The sequence below is a fragment of the Paenibacillus durus ATCC 35681 genome (assembly GCF_000993825.1).
Lineage (GTDB): Bacteria > Bacillota > Bacilli > Paenibacillales > Paenibacillaceae > Paenibacillus_AQ > Paenibacillus_AQ durus_B.
In genome coordinates this window covers 2,318,118-2,337,635 of record NZ_CP011114.1, presented here as the reverse complement: position 1 = coordinate 2,337,635, position 19,518 = coordinate 2,318,118, and the positions used below count along the sequence as shown (strand labels likewise).

The 19,518-nt window shown below is 50.1% G+C and carries 20 protein-coding genes, 1 pseudogene and 2 riboswitches; of the genes and pseudogenes, 18 read left to right on the top strand and 3 right to left on the bottom strand.

The annotated features are described in order from the left end of the window. Positions 1–35: 35 nt before the first annotated feature. Positions 36–965 carry an L-lactate dehydrogenase gene (locus tag VK70_RS10700; protein WP_025699922.1) on the bottom strand — a complete coding sequence of 310 codons (930 nt, stop codon included), beginning with the start codon at positions 963–965 and terminating at the stop codon, positions 36–38. A gap of 329 nt (positions 966–1,294) precedes the next feature. Here VK70_RS10700 and VK70_RS10695 point away from each other — a divergent pair, with 329 nt between their 5' ends. The 11 genes and pseudogenes from VK70_RS10695 to murB all read left to right on the top strand — a co-directional run bounded on the left by VK70_RS10695 (position 1,295) and on the right by murB (position 11,827). After that, positions 1,295–2,590: a WD40/YVTN/BNR-like repeat-containing protein gene (locus tag VK70_RS10695; RefSeq protein ID WP_025699924.1), complete on the top strand. Its 1,296-nt coding sequence runs from the start codon at positions 1,295–1,297 to the stop codon at positions 2,588–2,590. Between the two features lie 202 nt (positions 2,591–2,792). Then, on the top strand, positions 2,793–2,969 hold the full coding sequence (locus VK70_RS28535) for a hypothetical protein (protein ID WP_169733350.1): 177 nt from the start codon (positions 2,793–2,795) through the stop codon (positions 2,967–2,969). Positions 2,970–3,178: 209 nt separating this feature from the next. Continuing rightward, positions 3,179–3,580 carry a DUF2500 domain-containing protein gene (locus VK70_RS10690; RefSeq protein ID WP_081755019.1) on the top strand — a complete coding sequence of 134 codons (402 nt, stop codon included), beginning with the start codon at positions 3,179–3,181 and terminating at the stop codon, positions 3,578–3,580. A 114-nt stretch (positions 3,581–3,694) separates the two neighbouring features. Next, positions 3,695–4,451 (top strand): annotated as a pseudogene (locus tag VK70_RS10685) (SDR family NAD(P)-dependent oxidoreductase). Between the two features lie 129 nt (positions 4,452–4,580). Beyond that, positions 4,581–5,003, top strand: a complete 423-nt coding sequence (locus VK70_RS10680; RefSeq protein WP_025699928.1) for a cell wall hydrolase — start codon at positions 4,581–4,583, stop codon at positions 5,001–5,003. 77 nt (positions 5,004–5,080) lie between these two features. Beyond that, a complete protein-coding gene (gene gerQ, locus VK70_RS10675) occupies positions 5,081–5,455 on the top strand; it encodes a spore coat protein GerQ (protein ID WP_233277843.1) in 375 nt (124 codons plus the stop codon). 301 nt (positions 5,456–5,756) lie between these two features. Beyond that, positions 5,757–7,073: a hemolysin family protein gene (locus VK70_RS10670; RefSeq protein WP_025699932.1), complete on the top strand. Its 1,317-nt coding sequence runs from the start codon at positions 5,757–5,759 to the stop codon at positions 7,071–7,073. A gap of 130 nt (positions 7,074–7,203) precedes the next feature. Continuing rightward, entirely contained in the window at positions 7,204–7,968 is a 765-nt protein-coding gene (locus VK70_RS10665) for a DsbA family protein (protein WP_025699934.1), read from the top strand. After that, complete coding sequence (locus tag VK70_RS10660; RefSeq protein WP_025699936.1) at positions 7,965–8,429, top strand: disulfide oxidoreductase; 465 nt, start codon at positions 7,965–7,967, stop codon at positions 8,427–8,429. Before VK70_RS10665 ends, VK70_RS10660 begins: the two co-directional genes overlap by 4 nt. 182 nt (positions 8,430–8,611) lie before the next feature. Further along, a riboswitch (cyclic di-AMP (ydaO/yuaA leader) is annotated at positions 8,612–8,771 on the top strand. A 125-nt stretch (positions 8,772–8,896) separates the two neighbouring features. After that, positions 8,897–10,714 carry an APC family permease gene (locus tag VK70_RS10655; protein WP_046723259.1) on the top strand — a complete coding sequence of 606 codons (1,818 nt, stop codon included), beginning with the start codon at positions 8,897–8,899 and terminating at the stop codon, positions 10,712–10,714. Between the two features lie 180 nt (positions 10,715–10,894). Then, on the top strand, positions 10,895–11,827 hold the full coding sequence (gene murB / locus VK70_RS10650) for a UDP-N-acetylmuramate dehydrogenase (protein WP_025698631.1): 933 nt from the start codon (positions 10,895–10,897) through the stop codon (positions 11,825–11,827). Positions 11,828–11,934: 107 nt separating this feature from the next. Here murB and VK70_RS10645 read toward each other — a convergent pair whose 3' ends face one another. Further along, complete coding sequence (locus tag VK70_RS10645) at positions 11,935–13,134, bottom strand: MFS transporter (RefSeq protein WP_046723258.1); 1,200 nt, start codon at positions 13,132–13,134, stop codon at positions 11,935–11,937. Positions 13,135–13,195: 61 nt separating this feature from the next. Beyond that, on the bottom strand, positions 13,196–13,489 hold the full coding sequence (locus tag VK70_RS10640; RefSeq protein WP_025698635.1) for an ArsR/SmtB family transcription factor: 294 nt from the start codon (positions 13,487–13,489) through the stop codon (positions 13,196–13,198). A gap of 229 nt (positions 13,490–13,718) precedes the next feature. Beyond that, positions 13,719–13,757, top strand: a riboswitch (PreQ1 riboswitch). A gap of 132 nt (positions 13,758–13,889) precedes the next feature. Here VK70_RS10640 and queF point away from each other — a divergent pair. From queF to VK70_RS10605, 7 genes are all read left to right on the top strand, one after another. Continuing rightward, positions 13,890–14,390, top strand: a complete 501-nt coding sequence (queF, locus tag VK70_RS10635; protein ID WP_025335111.1) for a preQ(1) synthase — start codon at positions 13,890–13,892, stop codon at positions 14,388–14,390. A 14-nt stretch (positions 14,391–14,404) separates the two neighbouring features. After that, a complete protein-coding gene (gene queC / locus VK70_RS10630) occupies positions 14,405–15,067 on the top strand; it encodes a 7-cyano-7-deazaguanine synthase QueC (protein WP_025698637.1) in 663 nt (220 codons plus the stop codon). Further along, on the top strand, positions 15,067–15,546 hold the full coding sequence (queD, locus tag VK70_RS10625) for a 6-carboxytetrahydropterin synthase QueD (protein WP_025698639.1): 480 nt from the start codon (positions 15,067–15,069) through the stop codon (positions 15,544–15,546). The genes queC and queD overlap by 1 nt, the downstream gene beginning before the upstream one ends. Further along, a complete protein-coding gene (gene queE, locus VK70_RS10620) occupies positions 15,543–16,268 on the top strand; it encodes a 7-carboxy-7-deazaguanine synthase QueE (RefSeq protein WP_025698641.1) in 726 nt (241 codons plus the stop codon). The genes queD and queE overlap by 4 nt, the downstream gene beginning before the upstream one ends. 409 nt (positions 16,269–16,677) lie before the next feature. Beyond that, positions 16,678–17,463 carry an ABC transporter permease gene (locus VK70_RS10615; protein WP_025698643.1) on the top strand — a complete coding sequence of 262 codons (786 nt, stop codon included), beginning with the start codon at positions 16,678–16,680 and terminating at the stop codon, positions 17,461–17,463. A 37-nt stretch (positions 17,464–17,500) separates the two neighbouring features. Next, positions 17,501–18,277, top strand: a complete 777-nt coding sequence (locus VK70_RS10610; RefSeq protein ID WP_025698646.1) for an ABC transporter permease — start codon at positions 17,501–17,503, stop codon at positions 18,275–18,277. A 39-nt stretch (positions 18,278–18,316) separates the two neighbouring features. Further along, a complete protein-coding gene (locus VK70_RS10605) occupies positions 18,317–19,390 on the top strand; it encodes an ABC transporter substrate-binding protein (protein WP_025698648.1) in 1,074 nt (357 codons plus the stop codon). The last annotated feature ends 128 nt before the right edge of the window (positions 19,391–19,518 follow it).

The window sequence follows — 19,518 nt, the reverse complement described above, 5'->3', positions numbered from 1 at the left end:
TTCTATTTATGCTGCTTGGTGCAGCGCCGTTTGACTTACAGCTCCAGCTTCGCGATTTCGGCCTTAAGCTTCTCGGCAGATTGCTGGAACAGCGCTTGCTCTTCTTCGCTCAGCGGCATCTTCAGCACTTCGCGAACCCCGGAACGGTCCACAATGCATGGAGCACCGAGGAATACATCTGACACGCCGTTATAGTTGTTCAGGAGTGTAGAAACGTTCAGCACGGCTCCTTCGTTGCTGAGGATGGCTTCTACGATCCGGTCCAGCGCGAGCGCGATGGCGTAAGACGTTGCTCCTTTGGCGTTAATAATTTCATAAGCGGCGTTTTTCGTATTTTGGTAAATTTCTTCCCGGGCTTCATCGTTAAAGCCGAGCTCGATGCCGCCGCTGATGTTGGCAAGGCTCCATACGGGAACCTCGGAGTCGCCGTGCTCGCCGATGATGGAACCGTGAATGCTACGCGGGTCGATCTCTTTATGCTTCCCGATCAGGTAACGGAAACGGGCGCTGTCCAGCACAGTCCCGGAACCGATAACGCGTCTGCGGTCGAAGCCGCTGATTTCCAGCGTGGCGTAAGCGAGAATATCGACCGGATTAGTTGCAATTAGTAAAATGGCGTGCGAATTATATTTCGTAATCTTTTGGATAATATCCCGGAAGATTGAAATGTTCTTGCGCAGAAGATCAATGCGTGTTTCGCCAGGCTTCTGTGAAGCGCCTGCGGTGACGATAATAATATCCGCATCCCGGCAGTCTTCGTAGGTTCCGGCCCACAATTTTACACCACCCGCAAAAGGCATGCCGTGGTTCATATCGAGCGCTTCGCCAAGCGCCTTTTGGTGATTAACATCAATGAGTACAAGTTCAGGCATGCGGCGGCGCAGCAGCAGGGTGTAGGCTGTCGTTGTACCGACTGCTCCGGTACCGATAACGACAACTCGATTTGGTTTGAAAGGGGGGGCCATAGTTCCATCTCCTTCGAATGGTGTGAAATTTTTGTGTCCAATCTTAACCATCATATCTTCATTCGTTAGTCTTTTCAAGATCGTTCTTTTTAATCCATTACCCAATAATAACCGAGACTGACAACGAAAATTGGGGAAACAGCTCGATTTTTTTGTTTATGTATGTCGACACTTGTCATGAAATGGGTGGAAGTGTTAGAGAGAACCGCAGCGGGTAGTTGGACTTTTCCGGGCCGCTTTAGGGCATCAAAGCATATTTGCCGTTGGTGTTACGGGAAGCGTATAATCAGACGAGGATACTTCTATCAACGCCGAAAGGAGAGAGAGCATTGCCTTTTCCGGCTGTACGCCTGAAACATTATAGGAAGTTACTCATCGTTCTGCTGGTCGTTCTGCTGGCTGCGCTGACCGTGGCATCGTGTTCGTCTCCCCCGCCGGAAACGAAGCCGCAGCTGAAGCCGACGGAGCCGCCTGAGGAAGGGCAGACGATTACCCTGATTACACCGGATGCCGGCAACATTTACTCTGCAAAAAAATCGAAATACCAAATTCAGACAAGGCTTACTGACTTTCAACTGCTCGGCGAGTCGGAGGGACTGGCTTGGGGCGTAACCAAAAATGCATTGCGTTTGTATTTAACCCGGGACAGCGGAAAGACATGGACCAATATTTCTCCCGCTTCGGCCGTCCAGTTCTCATCCAATCCCGTCTACGGGCAGGACATCTTTTTCACAGATCCCGGGAACGGGTGGATTATACGGCAGGCTTTCGGAATGATGGAAACTACTGTGCTGCGGACCAAGGATGGAGGAAAGAGCTGGAAAATTTCTTCTCTCAATCAAGGAGGCAGGATTTCATCCGCATATTTCGCTTCTCCGTTAAAGGGCTGGCTGTTGGCCACCTGGGACTCCGAGGGGAGCGGGGAGAGCAAGGCGCTATATATGACCGAAGATGGAGGAGCTACCTGGAAGACGGTTATGCAAAATGATCAATATTCTCCGAAATCCCTCCATCCGGCGATTCCGGTGGTTGGCGTTACCGGTGGTATGGTATTTCGGGATCGCGAGCATGGCCTGGTCACACTGAATAAATCCAAGACTCCAAAGCTGTACCACACCGTGGACGGCGGAGCCAGCTGGCAGGAAGATAACACCTTTGCTTCCGCTGACGCTTTCAAGAATTATGATACGGTTAAGCTGGGACAACCTGAATTTTTCGGTACTACTAGCGGATGGATATCGGTAGCCGGCAGCAAGAAAGGCGTCGAAGGGACATTCTACGATGGCTTGTTTACAACGGATGGAGGAGAAAAATGGATGTATTCTCCGCTTCATCTCGGCGTCCGGACGGGAATGAATGAAGATGTGCCCCCGACCTTTCTGGATGCGGACCTTGGCTGGATGCTGAATGGGAATCTTGTTTATCACACGACCAACCAGGGAAAAGACTGGAAAGTACTCCCGTCCAGCGATGTGCTTCAATCCATGCTTACCGAGTATCCGGAGATCGTCAAGCTTCAATTTATCTCGAAAGAGGTCGGTTGGCTGCTGATTGAAAAGAGCGATAACAAGCGGTCGATTCTTTTGCAAACAACGAATGGCGGTGTCAATTGGCGCGTTCAGTAAAGAAGGCGTGCGTTCCAAATCTGAAAAGATAGGGGTTCGCGCGCTTTTTAAATAGTCTAAAATAAACAATACAAAAATTATTTAAAATTTTCTTTTAAATGTGAAAAAAATCACATTATCATCAAATCCCCTGTGATATATTTAACACATAGAGAACAAGTTCTTTTTTTCACAAACTAAACAATCGACAGGAGAGATTATAATGAAAACATTTGAAACGGATTTTGTAACCAAAAACCTGCTGCAGCTGTGCTACACCTGTGAAGATGCCCACCAATGCCAGACTGAAGAACAATGCAGAGCCTGTTGGGCTGAGAACGGCATGATTCCGGAGCAAGAAGATGAAACCAAAAACTTCTTGAACCTGGTGCATGCATAATCTAATCATTGGACCCAAGGTTTAAGACCGCAAGTTTTCCTGAAATCCGGGAGAGCGTGCGGTCTTTTTAGTTTGGATTAAAATCCTCGTTGTATGCGTATATGTCTTAAGCAGTAAGTATGCCGCAAAAGTAAAAGCATATAATGTAGGGATGCCCGGGTTGGCCGGTTGACTTGCGGGCGAAATACGGGAGGCGAGGAGGAATCGCTATGAATTTGGGACCGGACCCATCCTGGATGTTTGATTTTGCGGGCACGGTATTGCCGATCTTTGTCGTCGTGATGGCAGGCATAATCGCCTTGTCAGCCGGGAAAGGACTGCTTGGATGGTTCAGGAACAGCCGTCTGCCTGTGCTTACCGTTCCTGCCCGCATAGTGGCTAAGCGCAGCGAGATCAGACAAAAGCCTCAGGATGACGGTAACATCGCCCGTGCGGTGATGATCCACTATTTGACCTTTGAGCTGGCAGACGGAGAGCGGGTGGAGTTCAAGGTTAACGGGAACGAATACGGCGTCAGCGCCGAGCGGGACCGGGGGCGCCTAACCTTTCAAGGCACCAGGTATCATGGTTTCAAGCGGGAACCCCATTATTCCTTTATGGAAGAACGTTAGGTTCAAACATTTTTAAGCAGAGCAGGTTTATTCTCAATATCCTCTGTTTCCCTTATGCGGATACAGGGGATATATTACATTTATAGGCATAAATGAAGAATGGAGTGGGCAATTATGAATTTTGAAAATTTGACCGTTATTGTAACCGGAGCAGGCCGGGGAATCGGCAAGGAGATTGCTAGAGCATATGCCGCTGAAGGAGCGCAGGTAATCATTGCGGAGCTTGACAAAGAGCAGGGTGAGAGAACGGCGGAGGACATTCGGCGGGAAGGGGGAAAGGCTCTCTTCATTTACTGCGATGTAAGCCGGGAGGAGGACATTATCTCACTGGCCGATCAGACGGTACAAGCCTTTGGAACGATCGATATTTTAATTAATAATGCAGGTTATAGCCAACGCTCATTCGGCGAAATTTTACGAGCTGTCCGCTGCGGAATGGGATAAAGTGATGAATACGAATGCCCGCGGCTGCTTTCTGATGACGCGCGAAGCGGCCAAAATCATGCGGAACAATCCGAATGGGGGTGCGGTTGTAAATGTATCCTCTACCCGCGCTCTGATGTCGGAACCCGATACCGAAGCCTATGCCGCTTCTAAAGGAGCTATATCTTCACTTACGCATGCGATGGCCATTACACTCGGCAAGGACGGCATTACCGTTAACAGCATCCTGCCTGGATGGATCGAGACGGGAGATTACAGCATTCTTAGGGAGATTGATCATTCCCAGCATCCGGCGGGCCGTGTGGGAGTTCCCGGGGATATTGCCAAGGCCTGTCTGTATCTGACTTCCCCGGACAACCGGTTCGTTACCGGCGCGCAGCTCGTCGTTGACGGAGGAATGACCCGGAAGATGGTTTACGAGCCTTGAATACGGCCAGAGCACAAGTTCCTCCAAAAAAATGGCAGGGTAAAGTCACCACTTGGGCGTTCGCACATACAATACATCGTGCAATAAAGAACGACTGCCTCTCAAGTGGCAATTGAAGGAGGAAAGCGCGTGGCCGTCATCAAGGCAAATTCGGAAGACGAGAAAGTTCTGGCCCGGTTAATGCGGGCGGAAGCGGAGGAGGACGGAGATCTCGGCATGCTGATGGTGGGTAATGTCGGAGTCAACCGGATACTGGGGAACTGTCTGGATTTTAGAAACATCCGGTCGATCGACGATATGGTATTTCAGAGTCCGGGCGGGTTTGAAGCACCGACCAAAGGCTATTTCTACCAGCGTGCGAGGGAAAGGGATATTCGCCTTGCCAGACGCGCCATCGGAGGTGAAAGAACTCGCCCGGCCTCCAACGCCCTCTGGTTTTTCCGTCCCGTCGGCGAATGCCCGGCCACCTGGTTTAATCAAGAGAATACCGGCCGTTTCAAAGCTCATTGCTTTTTTCGGCCCACCCAAGGGGATTGTCCAGCCGTTTACTAAAGAAGATTCATCTATTATAAGGAGGTTATGTCATGATTATGCAGCCCTATCGTCCCGTTACTTACACATACGGAAGCATGTCTTCTTCCGGAATGCCGACAACCGGAAGCGTCCCCCCGCAGGTAGCAAGCGGAGGTGCGATGACGCCCACAGGTGCTGTTGTCTCGGGGGCGCTGCCCGCTTTCGAGCAATCCTACATCGAGAATATCCTGCGGCTTAACCTCGGCAAGGTCGGCACGTTCTATATGACCTACGAGAATAACAGCGAATGGAACGCCAAAGTCTTCAAAGGCGTACTGGAGGCTGCTGGACGCGACCACATCATCATCAGTGATCCGACCACCGGCCAACGCACGATCCTGCTAATGGTCAATCTGGATTATGCAACCTTTGACCAGCCCCTTGTGTACCAGTACCCGGGCGTCATCGGCGCTCCCCCGGTTACCCGTTAATAGAGCTAATCCGGTCCCGGCCTAACGGCGCGGGACTTTTTTTATTCCGCGAGAAACCCCTAGGCAAACCGGACAGGGCTTTAATCCGCCTGTTTTTGAAAGGAAGACGCATGCTTGCGGGAATGCCGGATATATTTATATAATAATGAATATCTTTATACCCGGAATAAGCAAGGAGCTGAGTCTATTGGGAAATATGTAGCGAAAGGAATGGCTGCCAAGTTGGACGTCAATATTTGGATAAAACGAAGGAGGTGGGCCTACCCGCCGGCCTGACAAAAACGACGGGTAGGAGTAAAATTTGAGCGACCCTTTACCCGGTTTATTGAGAGTTGGTCTGATTATTCTTTTGGTGCTGTTAAACGGATTTTTCGTCTCTGTGGAGTACGCGATGGTGAAAGCGCGCGGAGGGCGGGTCGATTCCCTGGCTGAGGAAGGCAGCAAAAGAGCGCTATCGGCGCAGGGCGTCATCCGTAATATGGACGCATACCTCTCGGCTTGCCAGCTTGGCATCACCCTGGCTTCGCTGGCTCTGGGCTGGCTCGGAGAGCCTGTCATCGCGGCGCTGCTGTCACCGCTTTTGTCCGGAATCGGACTGGGCAGTGCGGCGGTGCATGTATGTTCTGTTATCCTTGCCTTTTTATTTATCACCGTGCTTCACATTGTGCTTGGCGAACTGGCTCCGAAGTCGATCGCGGTTAACAAGGCCGAGACGGTGCTGCTGATGACGGCGGGACTGATCGGCGCCTTTTACAAGCTGATGTATCCCATTATTTGGGCGGTGAATGGGCTTGCGCAGGGAATATTGCGAATATTCAAGCTTGCGCCTGTTTCCGAGATGGGGACTGCGCATACAGAGGAAGAGATCCGGATTATTATGCAGGAGAGTAACAAGAGCGGACTGATCGATAATACCGAAATGGCCCTGGTGGACAATATTTTCGGATTTGCGGACACCACGGCCAGGGAAATCATGATTCCACGGACGGAAATGATCTGTCTCAACATTCAATCATCCGTCCAGGAAAATTTACAAATCGCTTTTGAAGGCATGCGGACACGTTATCCGGTATGCGAGAGCGATAAGGACCATATTATCGGATTCATTCATATGAAGGATTTGATCCGGGAAAATACGGTGGACCTTCACGAACTGATCCGGCCGATTCTTACGGTGCCCGAGTCGATTCAAATTAGCGCCTTGCTGAAAACGATGCAAAAAGCGAAGACGCAAATCGCGATTCTGATTGATGAATACGGAGGAACTTCAGGCCTCGTCACCCTTGAGGACATTATGGAAGAGATCGTCGGGGAAATCCAGGACGAATTCGATCAGGAGCGCCCGGAAATCGAGAAGAATGGCGAGGAGGAATACTCTCTCGACGGCCTGCTGCTTATTGAAGAGGTGAACAGTCGATTCAAAATGCAGTTGGAAACGGAAGATTACGACACGATTGGCGGCTGGTTGTATTCCAGACTGGAGGCCAGTCCCCCGCATAAAGGGCAATTCGTCGAGTACGGAAGCCATCTGTTCATCATCGAGGAGACGGATAACAAGCGCATCTCCCGCATTAAGCTTCTGAAAATGGAGCCGCTGGCGGAAGAAGCGGGAGCCTGAAAGCAAGATTCATAGTTCTTGAATCATATCAAGGGTACCTCTCTAAAGCGTTGGCTATAGGGGTACCCTCTTTTAAACTTACAATCATTTCATTTTTCGGGTCCATTAGGACAGAAAGGAAATTCCACCCTTGAGCAAATCGAAGAAAAACGGGACAAGCTCCTCAATCCAGAACAAACAGGAAAGACGCCAGGCCGAGCTGGAGCGGCAGAAGAAGAAGACGCGTATTTTATTAATCGGAACGATCCTGCTCACGGTTGTTATTTTTGCCGGCCTGTTCGTAATGGCTTACAAAAATACGGGCAATCCGGGAGACTCCGGCAGTCCGGCATCCTTTAATTACGATGAACTTCCCAGACTTGGCAAGGCGGATGCGCCGATTAAGCTGGTAGAGTTCGGCGATTTCAAATGTCCGGCCTGTGCCCGGTTCTCCGTCGGCATCAAACCGCTGCTTGTGCAAGAGTATATCGAGACTGGCAAGGTGGCGCTTTATTTTGTCAATATGTCCTTCATCGGGCCTGATTCCGAGACGGCTTCACTTGCCGCGCTGTCTGTTTATCATCAGAATAGCGAAGCGTTCTGGACCTATTACGATGCCCTCTATGCGAACCAGGGTGATGAGAATGCCGAGTGGGCAACTGAGGATTTCCTGGTAAGGCTAGCGCAAAATGAAAAGCTCCCGATTGATTACAATCTGCTGCGCAAAGATATTCAAAATCGCACGTATTCAGGCGAGTTAGAAAGGGATAATGCAATTGCAAAAACCAATAATGTGAAAAGCACACCGTCGCTGTTTATTAACGGGATTAAGGCGAGTGATCCTCTCAACATTTCAGCGATTTCGGCAGAAATTGAGTCAGCGGCAAAAGCAGCTAAGGCGGCTGAGGCGGAATGAGCGCATTTTCCATTTTTTTAAGGCGGCATTGTCTCTATCTGGCCTGGTTTGTATCTTTGATTGCCGTAGCAGGCAGCCTTTACCTGAGCGAAGTGTTAAAATACGAACCCTGCAAGCTGTGCTGGTTCCAGCGGATTTTTATGTACCCTCAAGTTTTTCTTCTGGGCATCGCTACCTATCGAAATGATAAGCGGATCATTCCGTATGTGCTACCGCTTTGCGTGATAGGCGGAAGCATCTCATTGTATCATTATGCGGAACAGAAAATTCCGGCGCTGGGGACAGTGGTTCCTTGTACCATCGGTGTTCCTTGCACGAAGGATTATTTGAATTTTTTCGGTTTCATCACCATTCCGCTGCTGGCGCTAACGGCTTTTGTTCTTATTTTTGTATTGCTGTGGAACGGCAGAGAGAGCGCAGAGGAGAATTCCGAAGAATCAGGCGACGGTTTCATTGATTAGAATAGAAGTTTATTCATATAATTGGCATAAAAACCCGCGCTGAAGGGATAATACAAGAGAATAAACGACATGAACCTATCATGATTGAAATTTGCGTGAATTAGTCGATTTTTCATTCCTTTTTCATTATTTTCACTGTTTACGGCTCTCGCTTTATGGACTAATATTAGACCTTGTGAGAAGTTGAATATGCGCTGAATTTTCCAGTTAGGAAAAACGGGGGAACCAACCTGACCGCTATGGTCGACGGGGTGAATCGGTGCCGGTTAAGTCAATGCGGCCCGTAGGGCTTCCACAGTCCGAATCCGCCAGCTAACCTCGTAAGCTACAGTGGGATAATGATCATGCATAAGCATGCGGTCATTTCCGCATGCTTATTTTTGTGCCCTTTTTTTTGAAAATCCACGACTGAAAACGGCGCGCGGTACTACCGTTTCAACTCACCAAAGAGAGGAAATGTATCCAAAATGGTAAGCAGAGTAAAACGACTATTAATCGGTCGTCCCAGAAAATCAACCGAACTCGACCAGGAAAAGCTATCCAAGCTGAAGGCACTTGCCGTTCTATCGTCAGATGCCCTTTCGTCCGTCGCTTACGGAACAGAGCAGATTTTGATCGTGCTGGTAGCTGCCGGTTTCACAGCCATCTGGTACTCTTTGCCAATTGCACTCGCTGTATTGGGATTGCTGGCGATTCTGATTTTATCTTACCGGCAGACGATATTTTCTTATCCTCATGGAGGAGGCGCCTATATTGTTGCCAAGGATAATCTCGGCGTTTCCACAGGACTGTTGGCCGGCGGTTCCCTGCTTGTGGACTACATTCTAACGGTTGCCGTAAGCGCTTCGGCCGGAACGGATGCGATCACCTCGGCATTTCCAAGTCTTCACGAACATTCAGTGGCAATTGCGGTTACGGTAATTATCATACTGACCATAATTAACCTCCGCGGCGTTACCGAATCGGCATCCTTCATTGCCATCCCGGTCTATTTGTTCGTCTTGTCCATTGTGGTTCTGATCGTTTCCGGACTGATCAAATACGCGATCGGCGGCGGTCATGCCGCTGTTCCTGAAATCGGCTCCGCCGTATCCAATGTCAGTCTATTTCTGCTTCTTAAGGCTTTCAGCTCCGGCTGTTCGGCCCTGACCGGGGTCGAGGCTGTATCCAATGCGATCCCGAACTTTAAGGCTCCTGCGGAGAAGAATGCCGCCAAGACACTGATGATGATGGGACTCATTCTAGGATTCATGTTCACCGGCATTACGCTGCTGGCATACTGGTACGGGATTACCCCGAGTACAAAAGAAACGGTAGTTTCGCAAATTGCCGAATCGACATTCGGGCGGGGATTTCTCTATTACGGCATTCAAGCGATAACGGCGGTAATCCTGTTCCTGGCCGCCAATACGGCTTACTCGGCCTTCCCGCTGCTGTCGTTCATGCTGGCGAAAGATAAATATTTGCCGCATGCTTTTATGGTCCGGGGCGACCGTCTCGGCTTCTCGAACGGTATCATTTTCCTCGGAGTGGCTTCGTCGCTGCTTGTGGCGGCATTTCACGGTGAAACCGGAAATCTGATTCCGCTTTATGCCGTCGGCGTATTTATCCCTTTCACTCTGTCCCAGCTCGGTATGATGGTGCGCTGGTTTAAGCTGAAGCCGGCCGGCTGGCAAGGCAAATTTGCCGTAAATACGGTTGGTATGCTTACAACTCTTACCATTACGCTCATTTTTATCATCACCAAATTCGCGAACGTATGGGTAGCCTTTATTTTCCTTCCGATCGTGATGCTCATCTTCTTACGCATTCACCGACATTTTATGAATACGGCCGATGAGCTTCGGATTCAGCTCGATAAGGATAAGCCGGTGATCAAGGGAAGTACGATCGTTATTCCGGTATCCGCTGTAACCCGGGCGGTGCTTAATTCAATCAGCTATGCGAAATCGCTAACGGACAATGTGGTTGCCGTATACATCGGCTTTGACGAGGAAGAGATTCGCAAGATGGAACAGAAATGGGAGGAATGGGACCCCGGAGTGCGTCTTATCGTGCTTCGTTCACGGTACCGCAGTGTCTTACGCCCGCTGGTCAAATTTATCGATACGGTAGAATGGAAGACCGCTGAGACGGACCATATTACCGTTCTGATCCCGCAATTTATCACCAAGCACTGGTGGCAGGCCATCCTGCATAATCAGACGAGCGTCTTTATCCGGACTTATCTGATGAACAATAAGGATATCGTCGTTGCAACGGTGCCGTATCATCTGAACAAATAACCCCGGCGGATCGTGCGAGTAAAGGAAAATTGCTGCGGGACGGGGGCCTGATTGGGCAGGAGTCTTTCCGTCCCGCAAACTTAAATAAGTGTATAGGGCTCCCGTCATTGACAAGGGAGCCTGTTCGTTGTTAAAGTTGGGGATGCCTGACATATGCAAAACAGATAAAGGAGCAGACCCATGGATATCGGGAAAATTCAAGAAGAACTGGAGAGGCTTGTTCCAAATGGGATCATTAAAAGCCATGAATCGCTCAAACCGCATGTCTTCACTCAAATGGGCGGCGGGGCCGACATTTTGGCATCCCCCTCGACTTACGAAGAAATTCAAGCGATCGTTACATATGCTGCCGAAAAAGGCATTGCGCTTACCATATTAGGAAATGGATCGAATGTGATTATCAGAGACGGAGGGGTTCGCGGTATCGTCCTGCACACGTCCAGATTAAGCGGGATCAGCGTGGAGGATAATGTGATCATCGCCCAGTGCGGCGCGCAGATTATCGAGACGTCCCGTTTTGCCTTAGAGCACAAGCTGGCAGGTCTGGAATTTGCCTGCGGCATTCCCGGCACGGTCGGAGGCGCCCTTTATATGAATGCCGGCGCATACGGCGGGGAAGTAGCGGATGTGCTGCAAAGCGCGCTTGTCGTTGACAAGAACGGGGCGATAGTGAGGCTGGAAGGCGATGCGCTGAAATGGGGGTACCGGAGCAGCGTTTTCTCAAGCGGAGAGTATCTTATTTTGGAAGCGCGGTTCGCCTTAAAACCCGGAAACTACGATGAAATCAAGGCTTCGATGGATAAGCTGACCGAAATGCGGGAATCCAAGCAGCCTTTGGAATACCCTTCTTGCGGCAGTGTCTTTAAACGTCCTCCGGGACGATATGCGGGTCAACTGATTCAGGAAAGCGGACTTCAGGGAACAAGAATCGGTGGAGCCGAAGTATCGAAGAAGCATGCGGGGTTCATCATTAATGCGGATAACGCGACGGCAAGCGATTATATCGGACTAATTCAGCATGTAAGAGAGACAGTAAAGGATAAATTCGGCATTGAACTGGAAACGGAAGTCAAGATCATCGGGGAAGAGCCGCGAGCAGAAGAACACCCGTGACATGAAAAGCCGGCTATACCGCAAAAAGCTGCAGGGATTTGTGATCCCGGTAGCTTTTTTCCGTCTTACGCTCATTCGAACATCAGAGAGCCCTTGCCCTTGGTTCGTTATTGCTTATTCTCAATGGTTGAAGTTGAAAAGTTAGATCTGTCTACACTGCCGTAAGCATCGTTTTTTCGGAACAGGAAGATGGAGATGATAAAACAAAGGGAAGTCAGCAGAGTCACACCGATAAAGACGCCTGAAGTCTGATAAATTCCCCCGGCTGCGGCGGCTCCAATTGTAGTTCCGAGATACATCAGGGCGTTCGTCAGGGCCGAGACTGTTCCGCGTGCAGTGTCTGTCAACGATTGAAGGATGCTTATCATAATAGGGAACAGAATTCCGGTAATGCCGAAGATAACAAGCAGTTCCGCCTTGATGCCCGCAAGATTATGTGTCAGGGAGAGCACCGGGTACATGACACTATTCACCGCAATACCCAGCAGCAGCGTTGCTGTGCGGCCAAATCGCGTACTAAGACGGCTGCCGAACAGGCTGCCAAGCAGGTTGCCGACACCAAGATACAGCATGACTTGGCCGATTTGAGCCACATTCATTCCAAACGCGCCGGAGAGCCAGGAGCCGAGAAAGGAGAAGGCTGCAAAATTGCCGATCTGGAAAATAAAATAGGCGGCAAAGGCCGTAACCGCAATGCGGGAAGAGAGCAGCCCGAAGTATGGCTTCAAGAGAGAAAGGCGGTTTCCCGATGGGCTGCGCGGCGGAAGAGATGGCAGCAGGAACAAGAGAAGCAAGGTCAGCAGGAGAGAAAACAAACCGAGGATGATAAAAGGAAGAGACCAATTACGGGCCGCGAAAAAGCTGCCAAGCGGCAGACCCACCATTTGGGCAATGGAGAGACCGGCGGTCGCGATGCCCATTCCCTGCAAGATTTTGTCCTTGGAAAGCAGGATTGGAATGGACGCCCAGATTTGCGGGGATATAACAGCAGCGCTGACCCCGGCCAGAAACCGGAATAGAACCATGCTCCAGAAGCCAGTAGCGGCGGCGCATAAGCCGGTGGAAATAGAGAATGCGGCCATCCCGAACACCATCACATGCTTACGGTTGAGCCGATCGGATACCGGTCCCGCCACCAGGGCGAATAAGGCATAGCCTAAAGCATAAGCGCTGACCATCCAGCCCGAGCTTGCCGTAGATACATGAAACTCATGCCTAAGGATGGGAAGAAGAGGACTGATCAGAAAGGTATCCGTGCCTATGGCGAACATGACCAGAAAGAAGAGTGCCAAACTTGATTTTTGCATAATACGCCTCCTATTTCATTAGTTAAAGAACTATTGAACAACATAGCTATAAAAAACCGGATCACAGGGAATCCAGGAATCCGGGCAAATAAGTGTCGAATGTCTCATAATGAAGCTGTATGTATTTGGTCTGAGCTTCCTTTCGGACAAGAATCAGCCCTGCCTCCCTCAGGGTACGGAAATGGTAAGAGGCGTTCGATTTGGAAGCTTCACAGCGTTCCCCGATCTCTCCGCAGTTCAGTTCAGTACGGCTGCCCTTTAGGGTGCGAATGATCTGCAGACGGGTAGGATCGGCCAGAGCCTTGAAGATGCGCACACGTTGTTCGTCAGAAGCGGCAAGTTGTTCAATAGTCATAGAACTATTATATCGTCATGCGGCCGTCTGTCAATCGAATGTCATAATGTTTCCTATACGATTTTTGGTGGACTCGCGGGCGGGTTTGGACAGGTGTTCCAATTTTCCGGTGTCTGGCGGGGTGTTATTCCTTTGCTCGGCGGACCGTATGTCTTGTCTAACTGAAGTTCCTGTGATATAGTTCTAAACACATGAATAATAATTGAAGAAGAAAATCTGCGGCAATACCGCAGGAGAGGTTCGCAAACTCCCTCTATAAAAAACTAAGATCCGATATGCCCGAAGATGGGTATGTCCATTTTTCACGTTCTTAGTCTAACATGGATCAGGTTTGATGAAATCTCGTTCTTCTTTCCGAATACCGGCTTTGGATGCCGAAGGAAAAGAGAGGGATTTTTTTATGTCCGAAGGAAGATTGAAAGAAGAAATGCCGGATGTTACGCTGCTGGGCAACCAGGGGACGCAGTACAAGTTCGGCTATGCTCCCGAAGTGCTGGAGACGTTCGATAACAAGCATCCCGGCAGGGATTATTTTGTAAAGTTCAACTGTCCGGAATTTACGAGCCTGTGTCCTGTGACCGGGCAGCCCGATTTTGCCACCCTGTATATTTCGTATATTCCCGAGATCAAGATGGTCGAGTCCAAATCGCTCAAGCTGTATCTGTTCAGCTTCCGTAATCACGGCGATTTTCATGAAGACTGCGTCAACATCATCATGAACGATCTGATCAAGCTGATGGACCCGCGCTACATCGAGGTATGGGGCAAGTTCACCCCGCGCGGCGGCATTTCCATCGATCCTTACTGCAACTATGGCCGTCCGGGAACCAAATATGAGGCAATGGCCGAGCACCGGCTGCTGAATCATGATTTGTACCCGGAGACAATCGACAACCGATAAGGAGAGATTCGAACATGAACAAAAAAGCGCTGGTCGTCTTCAGCGGCGGACAAGACAGCACAACGTGCCTGGCATGGGCTCTGAAGCAGTTTGAAGAAGTTCAGGTTGTTACTTTTAACTATAATCAGCGGCATGCGGCGGAAATTGAAGTCGCCAAGGAAATCGCCGCCCATTTCAATGTGAAGCAGCATATTCTGGATCTCGGCCTACTGAACCAGCTTGCGCCGAATGCGCTAACCCGCGGGGATATCGAGATTTCGGCGGGAGAGGACGGGGAGCTTCCTAGCACATTTGTCGACGGGCGGAATTTATTGTTCCTGTCATTCGCGGCGATTCTGGCAAAGCAGTTATCCTATAATCATATCGTTACCGGCGTATGCCAAACGGATTTCAGCGGTTACCCGGACTGCCGGGACGTGTTTGTGAAGTCTTTGAATGTTACGCTCAACCTCTCGATGGATTACGAATTCGTGATTCACACCCCGCTAATGTGGCTGGACAAAAAAGAAACCTGGCAGCTCGCCGACGAACTCGGTCAGTTCGAATATATCCGCGAGCATACGCTGACCTGCTATAACGGAATCAAAGGGAGCGGCTGCGGCGAATGTCCGGCCTGCCAGCTGCGGAACCGCGGCCTTAAGCAGTATGAAGAGGTTAGAAAGACGGTGGGCCGCTGATGCTGGGCGAAGTTACGGTATGCAAAATCTTTTCGTTCGACGCGGCGCATCAACTGGTCGGGCACAAAGGGAAATGCGCCAACGTCCACGGACACACCTATAAGCTGGAGGTTGTGCTGAAGGGCAAGCCGGTCGCGGAGGAAGGACGTTCCGACGAAGGCTTTGTCACCGACTTCGGCGACATTAAAGCGCTGGTGAAGGAGCATGTGGTCGATAAGCTGGACCATGCCTTTCTCGCTAAAGGTGACGAGCCCGTTCTGGAGAGCCTTAAGGTGAGCGGCTCGAAGACGGCGGAGCTGTCTTTCCGCACGACGGCCGAGAATCTGGCCAGCTACATCGCCTATACGCTGAAGATGAGTGGCCTGCCCGTACATTCCATCAAACTGTGGGAGACGCCGACCGCTTGGGCTGAGGTCTTAGCCGCAGATATCCCCGAAGAAGGCCCATCGTACCGGCTATATGGAGGCTGCGACCTATGAGCGCGAAAATACCGGTAATCGAAATGTTCGGACCGACGATACAGGGAGAAGGGGCGGTCATCGGCGTCAAGACGATGTTCGTCCGCACCTATGGCTGCGACTACCACTGTTCCTGGTGCGATTCCTCCTTTACCTGGGACGGCAGCGGGAAAGACAAGCGGGTCATGATGGACGCGGAAGAGATTATGTCCGGACTGACGGAGCTTGGAGGCGACCGTTTCGACTGTGTGACGATTTCCGGCGGCAATCCGGCGCTGATCGGCGAAGGGCTGTCCGAGCTGATCGACTTGCTTCATGAACGCGGCATCAAGGCGGCGATTGAAACCCAGGGAAGCCGCTGGCAGGACTGGTTCCTGAAGGTGGACGCGCTTACGATCAGTCCGAAGCCGCCAAGTTCGGGGATGCCGACCGATTGGGAGGTGCTGGACAGCATTATGGAGCGTGTTCGCACAAGCGGGAAGGGCGCTCACAGCTTGAAGGTCGTCGTCTTTGATGACGAAGACTACAAGTATGCGGCCAAGGTTCATCACCGCTATCCCGATGTTCCGTTCTTTCTCCAGCCGGGGAATGACAACGTTACGGAAGAAGGCGACATATCAGCGCGTCTGCTGAACAAGCTGGAGTGGCTGTTTGAGAAAGTGATAGCCGATCCTGAGATGAACGCCGCCCGTGTTCTCCCTCAGCTGCATGCATTGATCTGGCACAACAAGCGGGGGAAATGATTTAGGCGTGTGGTTGACTGCCACCACGTATCGCCCCGCCGCGCGCTGGGAGCTGCACGCGGTGCAGCGGTTATTCATACAGTCGGCTTCATTTGTCTGTGAAAAATGTTTCTTTTTTCTGAAAAAGCATCTTATTTATTACAGCTTGTTGACAGTGTAAGATGAATGATTGACAGTTCAGCAGGCAATCCATTAGGATGTAAATTAAATAATTCCGATAAAGAAAGTATGGATTTTGTCGAAGCTGACTGGATCGCCAGAGGCCGGACCCCAGACCTGTACACAGGTTGTGGGGCCGGCCTTTTGCTTTTTAAAGAGGTCGGCTTAACCGGATGAAGGAGGGGAAGCAGCAGGGGGTTGGATTTTACTTGAACATCAATTATTACCATCAGAATGGACTGATCATCACATGCTTAAGACTTTGAAGTCGATTCATCAAGCGCTGACAAGCTACTATCTGTTTTTTTTACTCATCATCATTTGGGAGATTGCTCCCAGGCTTGGATGGGTCAGCGCTGTCTTCGTCCCTCCCTTTTCCAGAGTTCTAAAAGTAGGCGCGGATTTGGGAATCGGAAATATTCTGCTGTATATCGCAATAAGTCTAAAAAGGGTGTTCGTAGGGTTCTTTATGTCGACCTTGTTGGCTCTGCCTCTCGGATTTATCCTGGCTGGCGCGCTTCCATGGCTGGCCCGGTTCATTAGACCGTTCACCCTGTTTCTTTCCCAGATTCCGCCTTATATTCTCTTTCCGGTATTCGTCATTATTATCGGCATAGGCGAAGGGGGAATCTATACGGTTATCTTCTGGTCATCCTTTTGGCCGATTCTGTTCACTTCCATTGCCGGGATAAGCCAGGTTGATCCGCTTCTTGTCCGCGCAGCCAAAGCTATGAATGCCAGCCGCATTCAGATTTTTTTCAAGGTGGTGCTTCCGGCGGCTTTTCCGGCGATCATGACCGGTATGCGGACAGGCCTCACGATGAGCTTCTTTATGCTGATCGGCGCGGAGAGCATGGGGGCGGATAAAGGGCTGGGCTGGCTTATTCACAATGCGCAAAGTATGGGATTCATCGAACGGATTTATCTCGGGGCCTTGATCGTGGCTGCGGTCGGAGCGCTGCTGAATTTCGTTCTGGATTTTCTGGAAGAGAGCATCGTGGACTGGAAAGAGGTAGCGGAGGAACAGACCGTTTAGCATCAAAAGACTTAATAGACAGTGAGGTAGCTTACACATGAGCTCGTTCTGGTCAGATGTAAGAAAATTTGCTTATGGAAGCATTCCGATTATCTTGTTCTTCATTTTCTGGGAGATCGGAGCAGGATGGGTGCCCAAGGGCGTAATTTCCCCGCCTTCAGAGGTTATTAAGGGTCTATGGACTGCGGCAACTTCGGATGTTTTGTTCAAACAGACCGCAGTTAGCCTGGGAAGAGTGGGTATGGGCTTCGCACTTTCAATTATCGTTGCCCTTCCGTTAGGCTTTCTGCTCGGAACATTCTTCCAATCTGCCGAGAAGCTACTGCTGCCCTTCTTTCGGATGTGCGAGAAATTGAACCCATTTGCCATCATTCCTATATTTATGATTTTTTTCGGAATTGGCACAGCCGAGAAAGTGGCGGTGGTCTTCTGGGCGACCCTGTGGCCGCTGCTGTTCAATACGATGGCCGGCGCCAGAGCCGTTGACTATTCGCTTATACGTGCGGCGAGATCGATGGGTGCGACGAGACGGGAGCTTTTTCTCAAGGTCATCCTGCCGTATGCGCTGCCCAATATCTTTATCGGCATTGAAATTGCGGCCCAATTATCCTTCTTCATGATTATCGCCTCGGAAGTCATTGGGGCCAGCACGGGACTGGGCTGGTATTATATCAGCGCCACAACCAAGTATCAGCTTCCGCTGATGTACGGCATCATTCTTTATATTACGGTGTTGTCCATCCTTATCAATCTTGCATTTGGAAGGTTGAAGAAGCACTTTCTGGTATGGAAGGAAGCTGTTCAAATTCATTAGAGGTTCAACATTAAAAATATTTTCAGGGGGTTAAAAGTAATGGCAAACAAGAAGAAGCAAAATTTCATTATTATCGGTTCTTTGGCGGTGGTTGTTGCCGCCGGGATCGGAATTGCAAGCTATTATGGAAGAACATCGGACTCGATTCAAGGTGCCGCTGGCTTAAACAATCTCAAGGATGCAAATTATAATGCGGCCTCCTCCGGCAAAAAGGTAATCACCCTTAAGACCGATACCAAATTGAATTGCTCCTCAACACCTTGGGTCATCGCCGAGAAAAAAGGATTTTTCGCTGAGGAAGGTCTTGAAATCAAATATACAGGTGAGTTGAAAACGGAGCAGAAGCTTCCGGCCATTCTGAACGGAACCAATGATATCGGCGGGACATTGCCTAATGCATTAGCTACTTATGTGGCGGGCGGAGCCAAGGTCAAGGCCGTTACTCTGGGCGAGGTGGACCCGCCGGATAGCGTAGATCCTAAATTCCGTCATATGCGGTATGTAACGAGTGAGAAATTTGCCGGAAAAACATTGAAAGAGTACGTTGAATCGAAGAAGGGAGCCAAAATCACGGTCAGCGGTACGGCTCCGAATTGCAGCACCTTTATTTTTAATGAGATTTTTAGAAATGCGGGCTTGGACCCTAGTCAAATTCAATATGTCGCCTTTGAGTCGGATACGGCTGCGATTCAAGCCGTTCAGCAGGGCAATCTGGATATCGCTGGCATTCATCCGCCTTTCTACAAGCTGGCCAATGATTCCAAGCTTACCCTGCTCGCCGACTCCCAAGATACAGGGCTGGGTGCTGCATCCGGCGCTTCCGTTTATTACTTTACCGACAAATTCATCCAGGAGAACCCGGAGGCTGTTCAACGCTTCGTAAATGCCATTAAGAAAGCTCAAGACTGGATTAATCACAATACGGACGAGTCCGTCAAGCTGACTGCCGAATATATCGGACAACCGGTAAATGCCACCCACTATTACTTTACCGACAAAGGTCTTCCAACCGACCTACTCCAGCCGTGGATTGATGATCTGGTACAGTCCGGCACGCTGAAGAAAGACCAAGTCAAGCTTGATGATATCGTCACTACGCAGTTCAGCAGCTAAAAAGTCCTAAGATAGAAACGGCTTCACCCTCCTGCTAAGGGAAGGTGAAGCCGTTTTTTGTCATGAGACAATCAGACGATGGTGACGACAAAAAGCGAATTTATTTAAAATATAACAATATAATCCAT

Bases quoted from the DNA above. Each gene is read 5' to 3' on its own strand.
- VK70_RS28535 (WP_169733350.1), top strand. From the start codon at position 2,793: ATGAAAACATTTGAAACGGATTTTGTAACCAAAAACCTGCTGCAGCTG.
- VK70_RS10615 (WP_025698643.1), top strand. From the start codon at position 16,678: ATGCTTAAGACTTTGAAGTCGATTCATCAAGCGCTGACAAGCTACTAT.
- queF (WP_025335111.1), top strand. From the start codon at position 13,890: ATGTCCGAAGGAAGATTGAAAGAAGAAATGCCGGATGTTACGCTGCTG.
- queE (WP_025698641.1), top strand. From the start codon at position 15,543: ATGAGCGCGAAAATACCGGTAATCGAAATGTTCGGACCGACGATACAG.
- VK70_RS10700 (WP_025699922.1), bottom strand. From the start codon at position 965: ATGGCCCCCCCTTTCAAACCAAATCGAGTTGTCGTTATCGGTACCGGA.
- queD (WP_025698639.1), top strand. From the start codon at position 15,067: ATGCTGGGCGAAGTTACGGTATGCAAAATCTTTTCGTTCGACGCGGCG.
- VK70_RS10605 (WP_025698648.1), top strand. From the start codon at position 18,317: ATGGCAAACAAGAAGAAGCAAAATTTCATTATTATCGGTTCTTTGGCG.
- VK70_RS10655 (WP_046723259.1), top strand. From the start codon at position 8,897: ATGGTAAGCAGAGTAAAACGACTATTAATCGGTCGTCCCAGAAAATCA.
- gerQ (WP_233277843.1), top strand. From the start codon at position 5,081: ATGTCTTCTTCCGGAATGCCGACAACCGGAAGCGTCCCCCCGCAGGTA.
- VK70_RS10610 (WP_025698646.1), top strand. From the start codon at position 17,501: ATGAGCTCGTTCTGGTCAGATGTAAGAAAATTTGCTTATGGAAGCATT.
- VK70_RS10645 (WP_046723258.1), bottom strand. From the start codon at position 13,134: ATGCAAAAATCAAGTTTGGCACTCTTCTTTCTGGTCATGTTCGCCATA.
- murB (WP_025698631.1), top strand. From the start codon at position 10,895: ATGGATATCGGGAAAATTCAAGAAGAACTGGAGAGGCTTGTTCCAAAT.
- VK70_RS10690 (WP_081755019.1), top strand. From the start codon at position 3,179: ATGAATTTGGGACCGGACCCATCCTGGATGTTTGATTTTGCGGGCACG.
- VK70_RS10660 (WP_025699936.1), top strand. From the start codon at position 7,965: ATGAGCGCATTTTCCATTTTTTTAAGGCGGCATTGTCTCTATCTGGCC.
- queC (WP_025698637.1), top strand. From the start codon at position 14,405: ATGAACAAAAAAGCGCTGGTCGTCTTCAGCGGCGGACAAGACAGCACA.
- VK70_RS10640 (WP_025698635.1), bottom strand. From the start codon at position 13,489: ATGACTATTGAACAACTTGCCGCTTCTGACGAACAACGTGTGCGCATC.